This is a genomic window from Komagataeibacter xylinus (genome assembly GCF_031081985.1).
Taxonomy (GTDB): domain Bacteria; phylum Pseudomonadota; class Alphaproteobacteria; order Acetobacterales; family Acetobacteraceae; genus Komagataeibacter; species Komagataeibacter xylinus_E.
Genome location: NZ_JARWSK010000002.1, coordinates 502,803 through 511,886 on the forward strand (window position 1 = coordinate 502,803; position 9,084 = coordinate 511,886).

6 protein-coding genes are annotated in these 9,084 nt (G+C 62.4%); all 6 read left to right on the forward strand.

All coding sequences use genetic code 11. The features are described from left to right. Positions 1-72 precede the first annotated feature (72 nt). The 6 genes from ilvB to clpB all read left to right on the forward strand — a co-directional run bounded on the left by ilvB (position 73) and on the right by clpB (position 8,716). Positions 73-1,893, forward strand: a complete 1,821-nt coding sequence (gene ilvB / locus QEG70_RS06165; protein ID WP_308719844.1) for a biosynthetic-type acetolactate synthase large subunit — start codon at positions 73-75, stop codon at positions 1,891-1,893. A gap of 101 nt (positions 1,894-1,994) precedes the next feature. Continuing rightward, on the forward strand, positions 1,995-2,510 hold the full coding sequence (gene ilvN / locus QEG70_RS06170; protein WP_308719845.1) for an acetolactate synthase small subunit: 516 nt from the start codon (positions 1,995-1,997) through the stop codon (positions 2,508-2,510). A gap of 51 nt (positions 2,511-2,561) precedes the next feature. Beyond that, positions 2,562-3,581 carry a ketol-acid reductoisomerase gene (ilvC, locus tag QEG70_RS06175; protein ID WP_010515698.1) on the forward strand — a complete coding sequence of 340 codons (1,020 nt, stop codon included), beginning with the start codon at positions 2,562-2,564 and terminating at the stop codon, positions 3,579-3,581. A gap of 152 nt (positions 3,582-3,733) precedes the next feature. Then, positions 3,734-4,450: a fumarylacetoacetate hydrolase family protein gene (locus QEG70_RS06180; RefSeq protein ID WP_308719876.1), complete on the forward strand. Its 717-nt coding sequence runs from the start codon at positions 3,734-3,736 to the stop codon at positions 4,448-4,450. A 170-nt stretch (positions 4,451-4,620) separates the two neighbouring features. Next, the gene (locus QEG70_RS06185) at positions 4,621-5,694 is read left to right on the forward strand and encodes an aldo/keto reductase (RefSeq protein ID WP_308719846.1); all 1,074 of its coding nucleotides are present in this window, start codon (positions 4,621-4,623) and stop codon (positions 5,692-5,694) included. A gap of 418 nt (positions 5,695-6,112) precedes the next feature. Beyond that, positions 6,113-8,716: an ATP-dependent chaperone ClpB gene (clpB, locus tag QEG70_RS06190; RefSeq protein WP_308719847.1), complete on the forward strand. Its 2,604-nt coding sequence runs from the start codon at positions 6,113-6,115 to the stop codon at positions 8,714-8,716. Positions 8,717-9,084: the final 368 nt, after the last annotated feature.

Below are 9,084 nucleotides of genomic sequence, written 5' to 3' on the forward strand. Positions count from 1 at the left end.
ACCCGGCCCGGGATTTCGCCTGATCAGGGCTGGCCAGATTGTTCTGGCCACCAGTGGCGAAGGAGCAGGACCATGAACACAGCATCGCACCAGACCGACCTGAAGCCTCACGCAGCGGGCACGGATACATCCGTGCTCAGCGGTGCGGAGGTGCTTCTGCGCGTGCTGGCCGAGCAGGGGGTCGAGGTCATTTTCGGCTATCCCGGTGGCGCGGTTTTGCCGATTTATGATGCCATTTTCCGCCAGGATGCGATTCGCCACGTTCTGGTCCGCCACGAGCAGGCCGCCGTGCATGCGGCGGAAGCCTATGCCCGCTCGACCGGCAAGGTGGGCGTGGTGCTCGTCACCAGCGGGCCGGGTGCGACCAACACCGTGACCGGCCTGCTCGATGCCATGCTGGATTCGATTCCGGTGGTCTGCTTCTCGGGCCAGGTCGGCGTGCCGCTGATCGGCACCGATGCCTTCCAGGAGGCGGACACGACCGGCATCACCCGCCCGGCCACCAAATACAACTACCTCATCCGCCGCGCGGAAGACGTGGCCCCCTGCGTGCATGAAGCCTTTCATATCGCGCGCAGCGGCCGCCCCGGCCCGGTGCTCGTCGACCTGCCCAAGAACCTGATGGTCGGCCCCGCACCCTATAGCGAGGCCCCGCGCGTGCCGCATCCGTCCTACCGCCCGCAGACCGAGCCGGGCCGCGACGTGATTGCCCGCGCCGTGGCCGCCATGAAGGGCGCGCGCCGCCCGCTGTTCTATACGGGTGGCGGCATCATCAATGCCGGGCCGGAGGCATCGGCCGCCCTGCGCAAGCTGGTGGAAAAAACGGGCTTTCCGTGCACCTCCACGCTGATGGGGCTGGGGTCGATGCCCGCGGGCGACCGGCGTTTCCTGGGCATGCTGGGCATGCACGGTACGTACGAAGCCAACATGGCCACCCATGGCTGCGACGTGCTGATCGCGCTGGGTTCGCGCTTCGATGATCGCGTGACCGGCAGGCTCGATGCGTTCTCGCCCGGCTCGTTCAAGATCCATGCCGATATCGACCCCAGCCAGATCAACAAGATCGTGCAGGTTGACGTGGGCATCGTGGGGGATGCGCGGCGCGTGGCCGAGATGATGCTCGAAGAGTGGGAGTGCACGCCCGCCAATACCCGCCAGCCCATCGACATGGCGCAGTGGTGGCACCAGATCAACGAATGGCGCAAGACCGACAGCCTCGGCTTCGTGCAGGACAAGGCACCCGAGGCGATCATCCGCCCGCAATACGCCATCCGCCGCCTGCATGAACTCGCCACCGCCACCGGGCGCGACACCTATGTCTCGACCGAGGTGGGGCAGCACCAGATGTGGGCCGCCCAGCATTTCGGCTTTGACAAACCCAATCGCTGGCTGACCTCGGGCGGGCTGGGCACCATGGGCTACGGCCTGCCTGCCGCCGTGGGCGCGCAGATCGCCCACCCCGATGCGCTGGTGATCGACATCGCGGGTGAAGCCTCGACGCTGATGAACATCCAGGAACTGTCCACCATCGCGCAGTACCGCCTGCCGGTTAAGGTGTTCATCCTCAACAACCAGTATATGGGCATGGTGCGCCAGTGGCAGGAACTGCTGCATGACTCGCGCTATTCCGAGAGCTACAGCGCAGCACTGCCCGATTTCGTGAAGCTTGCGGAAAGCTTCCATGGCAAGGGGCTGCGCGCGACCTGCGTGGGCGAGCTTGATGGCGTGATTGCCGAGATGCTGGCCCATCCCGGCCCGGTGGTGGCGGACATATGCGTGGCGCAGGATGAAAACTGCTATCCCATGATCCCCTCGGGGGCGGCGCATAACCAGATGCTGCTTGGCCCCGATCAGGATGACGAGATCAGCGCCGAAGGCCGCATGCTGGTCTGATCTTGCGCCTGCCTGCGGCGGTTGTGCCGCAGGCTTCTCTGTCCTTTCCTGCCGCTCCTGCTCCCGCAGGGCGGCGCCCCAAGCAGTCAGGAAACACCATCATGACCACGCAGCAGGAGAGCCCGGTCTCTGCGGTCATTTCCATTCAGGTCGAGAACGAGAGCGGCGCGCTCGCCCGCGTGATCGGCCTGTTCTCAGGTCGTGGATACAATATCGAGAGCCTGACCGTGGCCGCGGTGGATGAAGCCCGCCGCCAGTCGCGCATCAATATCGTCACCACCGCGACCCCGCATGTGCTGGCCCAGATCCGCGCGCAGGTGGAGCGGCTGGTGCCGGTATACCGCGTGGCGGTCATGACCGGGCGCGAGCCGCACGTGGCGCGCGAGATGGCGCTCGTCAAGGTCATTGCCAGCGGCGAGCGCCGGGCCGACGCGCTGCGCATTGCGCAGGCCTTTCGCGCCCACCCGGTTGATGCCTCGGCCACCTCGTTCGTCTTTGAGCTGACCGGCGCGTCCGACAAGCTTGATGCCTTCATCGACCTCATGCGTCCCCTTGGCCTGGCCGAGGTGTCGCGCACGGGTATCGCCGCCATCGCCCGTGGGGCGGCAATCCTGTAAGGGTCGCGTTTTTTACTTCATCCGTTTTTTCATTCCCCAAGGAGCAAGACCATGCGCGTCTATTATGATCGCGATGCCGACGTGAACCTGATCAAGAGCAAGAAGGTTGCCATCATCGGCTACGGCAGCCAGGGCCATGCCCATGCCAACAACCTGAAAGATTCCGGCGTGACCGACATCGTTGTCGGCCTGCGCCCCGAATCAAAGGCCGTTGCCAAGGCTGAGGCCGCTGGCTTCAAGGTCATGACCCCCGCCGATGCCGCCAAGTGGGCCGACGTGGTGATGGTGCTGACGCCTGATGAAGGCCAGGGCGCGCTGTACAAGGAATCGCTGGAAAAGAACCTCAAGCAGGGTGCCGCACTCGCCTTCGCCCATGGTCTGGCCATTCACTTCCGCATTATCGAGGCGCGTCCCGACCTCGATGTGTTCCTGATCGCACCCAAGGGCCCTGGCCACACCGTGCGCTCGGAATACCAGAAGGGTGGCGGCGTGCCGTCGCTGGTGGCCGTGGCGCAGAACGCCTCGGGCAACGCGCTTGAAATCGCGCTGTCCTATGCTTCCGCCAATGGCGGTGGCCGTGCGGGCATCATCGAGACCACCTTCAAGGAAGAGGTCGAGACCGACCTGTTCGGTGAGCAGGCCGTGCTGTGCGGTGGCCTGGTCGAGCTGATCCGCGCTGGCTTCGAGACGCTGGTTGAAGCCGGTTACGCGCCGGAAATGGCCTATTTCGAGTGCCTGCACGAAATGAAGCTGATTGTTGACCTGATCTATGAAGGCGGCATCGCGAACATGAACTACTCCATCTCCAACACCGCGGAGTATGGTGAATACGTGTCCGGCCCGCGCGTGATCACGCCGGAAACCAAGGTCGAGATGAAGAAGATCCTGACCGACATCCAGGACGGCACCTTCGTGCGCAACTTCATCCTGGAAAACCAGTCCGGCAACATCGGCTTCAAGGCCACCCGTGCCCGCAACAACGAGCACCAGATCGAGAAAGTGGGCGAGAAGCTGCGCGCCATGATGTCGTGGATCGGCAAGAACAAGCTGGTCGACAAGGCCCGCAACTGATCTGTGCAAAATAGCGGGGGCGCTGTGTCGCCACCGTATTTTCAGCGCCAGCCGGAGTGTTCCGGCTGGCGTTTTTTTTATGTCCGCTTTCATGGGGCGGCCCCGCATTTGCCGTGACACGACCGGGCACGGGTGCCACCATGCGCGCCGATATGAACAGCCAGGAGCGCCGTATCGTGACGGATTACGTAATTCCCCCCTACACCCTTCCTGTCGTGCCGGTGGAGGGGAGTGCGGGCGTCTTTCCTGTCAGGCGGATATGGTGCGTGGGGCAGAACTATGCCGCCCATGCGCGCGAGATGGGCAGCAACCCCGAGCGCTCCGAACCCTTCTTCTTTGCCAAGCCCGGTGATGCGGTGGTGCCCGGCGGCGGGTTGCTGCCGTTTCCCGTCAGCACGGCCGACCTGCATCATGAGGTGGAGCTTGTCGCCGCCATCGGGCGCGAAGGGGCTGACATTGAGGTGGAGAAGGCACTTTCGCATGTCTATGGTTACGCGGTCGGGCTGGACATGACCCGGCGCGACCTGCAGGCCGCCGCCAAGAAGGCGGGCCGCCCGTGGGCGCTGGCCAAGGGGTTTGACCAGTCCTGTCCCATTTCCGCCATCGTGCCCGCCGCGCGTATTGGCCACCCCGAAAGCGGGGCCATTGCCCTGAGCATCAATGGCGAGCAGCGCCAGAAAGGCGACCTGGTGGAGATGATCTGGTCCGTGCCCGAAATCATCGCCTGCCTCAGCCGTTTTGTCACCCTCGCGCCCGGCGACCTGATCATGACCGGCACCCCCTCGGGCGTGGGGCCGGTCAAGCGGGGTGATGTGCTGCATGCCACCTGTGCCGGGGTGGGCGAACTGAACGTGACCTATACCGGCTGAAGCCTGCCGTATGTGGCCCCTGTCATCATAAAGGTTTCTGGATACCGCCTTTTTTCAGGAAGGCGGCCGTCTTTTCAAAGCTTTTTGAAAAAAGCTTCACCAAAAACTTTTCATTATTGGCGTAATGCCACGTGGCAGGCGTTTTACAGACATTCAGGGAAGGAAAAGAGATGCAATACCGCCAGCTTGGCCGCTCGGGCCTCAGGATTTCAGCCTTTACGCTGGGCACCATGACCTTTGGCGGCAAGGGTGACTTCGCCAAGACCGGCGACACCGACCTTGCCGGTGCCCGCCGCCAGCTTGACCTGTGCATCGAGGCCGGGATCAACATGTTCGATACGGCGGATATCTATTCAGCGGGCGTGTCGGAGGAAATTCTGGGTGCCGCGCTCAAGGGCCGTAGCGATGACATCATGGTCACCACCAAAGCCCGCTTTACCATGGGCACGGGCGCCAATGATGCCGGGCTGTCGCGCTATCACCTCATCCGCGCGTGCGAGGCCAGCCTCAGGCGGCTGGGGCGTGATCATATCGACCTGTATTACCTGCATGAATGGGATGGCCAGACCCCGCTTGATGAAACGCTCGAAGCGCTCGATACCCTGACCCGCGCGGGCAAGATCCGTTATACCGGGGTGTCCAACTTCTCGGCATGGCACCTGATGAAGGCGCTGTCGGTTGCCGAGCGTGACCGGCTGATCGCCCCCGTGGCCCAGCAGATCTACTACTCGCTCCAGGCGCGCGAGGCGGAATATGAACTGCTGCCGCTTTCGCTCGATCAGGGCATTGGCGTGCAGGTCTGGAGCCCCATGGCCGGGGGGCTGCTTTCGGGCAAGTATCGCCGCGGCAAGCCGCAGCCCGCAGGCACGCGCCAGATCGAGAAATGGGGCGAGCCGCCGGTTCATGACATTGAAAAACTCTATGACGTGGTGGAAGTGCTCGTAAGCATTGCCGAGGCCCGCAACATCTCGGCAGCCCAGGTAGCACTGGCCTGGGTGGCGCAGCGGCCTGCCATTACCTCCATCGTCATCGGCGCGCGCACCGAGGCGCAGCTTGTCGATAACCTCAAGGCCGCTGATCTTGTGCTGAGCGCTGAAGAAATCAGCCGCCTTGATGAAGCAAGCGCGCCGCCGCTGCTCTATCCCTACTGGCATCAGGCCAGCAATGCGTCCGATCGCCTCTCGGCCGCCGACCTGCTGCTGCTTGGCCCGGCGGTGGCGGCCAGGGCTGGTAAGCCAGAATAATAAACATAAGTTTCCGGGTGCCGCCTTTTTTCAAGAAGGCGGCGTTTCCCTGAAGCTTTTTGAAGAAAGCTTCACCAAAAACTTCTTGGTTATTGATAATTTTTTGCGGGATCAGATTTGCATCCTGCATCAATCGTCCATGACCAGTGCAGGGCTTCTCCATAACCCTTCGGACGAATGGCCGTTACGCCGATAAGGCACGGCAAGCTTGATCTGGATCAAGGTTGCGGACCCTGCGCCAATGGTCAGCTAACCCCATGATCAGACACGGCCTGGAAGCACGGAAACTGGCAGCCGGCATCTTGTAATAACATCGGCTGGACCCCATCTGGATTCCAGCGCCTTGCCGTTGCCTGTTGAGGGACGGCGCAAAGGCAGAACCATCATTGTCGCCTGATTGAAAGGGACGAAGAAACATATGAACATCGAGAAATTCACGGAACGCTCGCGCGGTTTCCTGCAGGCTGCCCAGACCATCGCCATGCGCGACTACAACCAGCAGCTTACGCCCGAGCACCTGCTCAAGGCCCTGCTGGATGATGATCAGGGTGCCGCGTCTTCCCTGATCCGCGCCGCAGGCGGTGACGTGCCCGCCATTACCAGCGCCAACGAGGCCGCTTTGGCCAAACTGCCAAAGGTGCAGGGCAGCGGCGCAGGCCAGCCCAGCGCCACGGGTGAACTGGTGCGCGTGCTTGATGCAGCCGAACAGGCGGCGCAGAAGGCGGGCGATGGTTTTGTGGCGCAGGACCGCCTGCTCGCCGCCATCGCCGCATCCGAAACGCCTGCCGGTCAGGCCCTGCGTGCAGGCGGTGCCACTCCCCAGGCGCTGGAAAAAGCCATTGCCACCATCCGCAAGGGACGCACCGTGGATAGCGAAAACGCCGAAGCCAATTTTGACGCGCTGAAGAAATATGCCCGTGATGTGACCGAGGTTGCCCTGCAGGGCAAGCTTGACCCGGTCATTGGCCGTGATGAGGAAATCCGCCGCGCCATTCAGGTGCTGGCGCGCCGCAGCAAGAACAACCCGGTCCTGATCGGTGAGCCGGGCGTGGGCAAGACCGCCATTGTCGAAGGGCTGGCCCAGCGTATCGTCAATGGCGACGTGCCCGAGGCGCTCAAGAACAAGAAGCTGCTCTCGCTCGACATGGGCGCGCTGGTTGCGGGTGCCAAGTTCCGTGGCGAGTTCGAGGAACGCCTGAAAGCCGTGCTCAAGGAAATCGAGTCCGCCGAGGGCCAGATCATCCTGTTCATTGATGAGATGCACACCCTTGTGGGCGCAGGCCGCAGCGATGGCGCGATGGATGCCTCCAACCTCATCAAGCCCGAACTTGCCCGTGGCGTGCTGCACTGCATCGGCGCCACCACGCTGGATGAATACCGCAAGTATATCGAAAAGGACGCGGCCCTCGCCCGGCGCTTCCAGCCGGTTTATGTGGGTGAGCCGACGGTGGCCGATACCATCTCCATCCTGCGCGGCATCAAGGAGAAATACGAACTCCATCACGGTATCCGTATTTCCGATGGCGCGCTGGTGGCGGCGGCAACCCTGTCCAACCGCTACATCACCGACCGCTTCCTGCCTGACAAGGCGATTGACCTTGTTGATGAGGCCGCAAGCCGCCTGCGCATGCAGATCGACAGCAAGCCCGAGGAACTCGATGAACTCGACCGCCGCCTGATCCAGCTCAAGATCGAGCGCGAAGCCATCCGCAAGGAAGACGACGCGGCGAGCAAGGAGCGTCTGGTCAAGCTGGAAGCCGAACTGTCGGAACTGCAGGAAAAATCCGATGCGCTGACCGCCGCCTGGCATGCCGAAAAGGACCGCGTGAACGCGGTGCAGAAGCTGCAGGAGGAAATGGATCAGATCCGCTCGGATATCGAGATCGCCCAGCGCAAGGGTGACCTCGCCCGGGCATCGGAGCTGATGTACAGCCGCCTGCCGCAGCTTCAGGCCCAGATTGCCAAGGCGCAGGAAGAGGCTGACCAGATCAGCAAGGGCGATGGCATGGTCAGCGATACCGTGACCGATCAGGGTATCGCCGCCGTGGTCTCGCGCTGGACCGGCGTGCCGGTGGACCGCATGCTCGAAGGCGAGCGCGCCAAGCTGCTGCGCATGGAAGATGAACTGCGCAAGAGCGTGGTGGGGCAGGAGCCTGCGCTCAGGGCGGTGTCCAACGCCGTGCGCCGCGCGCGTGCCGGGTTGCAGGACCCCAACCGCCCCATCGGCTCGTTCCTGTTCCTCGGCCCGACGGGCGTGGGCAAGACCGAGCTGTGCAAGGCACTGGCCCGCTTCCTGTTCGATGACGAGAAGGCCCTGTTGCGTATCGACATGAGCGAGTTCATGGAGAAGCATGCCGTCTCGCGGCTCGTCGGTGCGCCTCCCGGCTATGTTGGCTATGAGGAAGGCGGCGTGCTGACCGAGGCCGTCCGCCGCAGGCCCTATCAGGTCATCCTGTTCGATGAGGTCGAGAAGGCGCATGAGGATGTGTTCAACATCCTGCTGCAGGTGCTCGATGACGGTCGCCTGACCGATGGGCAGGGGCGTACGGTTGACTTCCGCAACACCCTGATCGTGCTGACCAGCAACCTTGGCTCTGAAGTGCTGGCCCATCTGCCTGATGGTGAATCGGTTGATAGCGTGCGGCCCGAGGTCATGCAGGTGGTGCGCAACCACTTCCGGCCCGAGTTCCTCAACCGCCTGGACGAGATCATCCTGTTCTCCCGCCTGCAGAAGGCGGATATGGGCAAGATCGTGGAAATCCAGATCGGTCGCCTGCGCAAGCTTCTGGCTGACCGCAACATCACGCTCCGTCTCGACAAGGGGGGTGAGACCTGGTTGGCCAATGAGGGCTACGACCCGGTCTATGGTGCGCGTCCGCTCAAGCGCGTGATCCAGCGCGCCCTGCAGAACCCGCTTGCGGGCCTGCTGCTTGAAGGCACCATTCATGACGGTGAAACCGTGACCGTTGATGCGAAGGATGACCACCTGACCATCAATGGCACCGAGGTCGAGGCCGACTGATACCGGCGCACGGCACCGGATTTGGGGAAAGGAGGGGCTTGCCCCTCCTTTTTTCATATAATTTTCACTTTGCGTGCATTTTTTTTGGTGCGGTTTGTGAATGTTATGTGTGTTTTATGGCTGAATACCGTGTGTTTTTCGGGTTTTTGGCATAGCGTTGACAGGGGGGGCTAATATCCGTAAAAGCCCCTTCACCGGACGGCGATGCTGCTCCGGCGGTTCTTTGACAAGAGAATAGAGAGAGTATCTGGAAGGGATATGCTGGCGGCGCGATTGTTGTCTTTAGGGATGATGATTGGCGGTCTGGACTGGGTGAGACTGGTCTAGGTAGCTTGGCGTATCTTTTTAGGAATATGCGTTGAGTGTTT